This window comes from Klebsiella sp. A-Nf5, assembly GCF_002810545.1.
In the GTDB taxonomy this organism is placed as follows: Bacteria; Pseudomonadota; Gammaproteobacteria; order Enterobacterales; family Enterobacteriaceae; genus Klebsiella; species Klebsiella variicola.
On the sequence record NZ_PIOG01000044.1, the window covers coordinates 1 to 674 of the forward strand.

The 674-nt window shown below is 35.5% G+C and carries 1 pseudogene; it reads right to left on the reverse strand.

The window, feature by feature from the left end:
- Positions 1 to 531 (reverse strand): annotated as a pseudogene (locus CWM53_RS05635) (hypothetical protein); the annotation flags it as partial.
- Between the last annotated feature and the right edge of the window lie 143 nt (positions 532 to 674).

The following is a 674-nucleotide window of genomic DNA, read 5'->3' on the forward strand; positions in this document are numbered from 1 at the left end:
AAAAACAGGAGTATGTTTTGTTGCATACTTAATTAGTTGATCTGCATATGGTTTTACTTTATCGTAGTCAGCGCTTAACTTTTGGGTAATCAGTTCGTTGATTTTCTCTTCATCTTTGGCTATTAAGAATGCAGGGCCTTTTTTGATCGAGTTTATCTCGTCTTTATAAGCATTCTGAATGCAAAGTTCGTAGTTGGAAAAGAACTCGTCGTTGATAATATAATCTTTTATCGTTTTATAAATGTAATCAATTGGTGATGTATCATTAGTGTATTGAAGGAAGTCAACTTTGACCCAGTGCGGATAAGGTGCATTATTATGCTTTTCGAAAATATCAGCAGCAGAGATATTTCGAGTATAATGAAGGAAGGTTGTTTTACCAGCACCAACTGTGCCCAAAATAACTATTGCCAATGGCTTTGAGTTTTTCTTTGCTTGGATTAAAGAGTTTCTGAAAGTATTGGCATCTCGTTTTTGCATAGGCCTGATCGGTGTAGAGCTAAATAAATGTTGGCTTTTAGAGATGTGCATGTTTATCCGCCTGTCAAATTTAATTCTGTCAGGGGTATTCACATAGCATCTTTCAAATAAAGCCGAGTCTATCTCAGTTATTGTATCAGAGAACGATGTTATTATTGCTTCTTCAACCAGAGGGTAGATTGGATTTTTAGCAT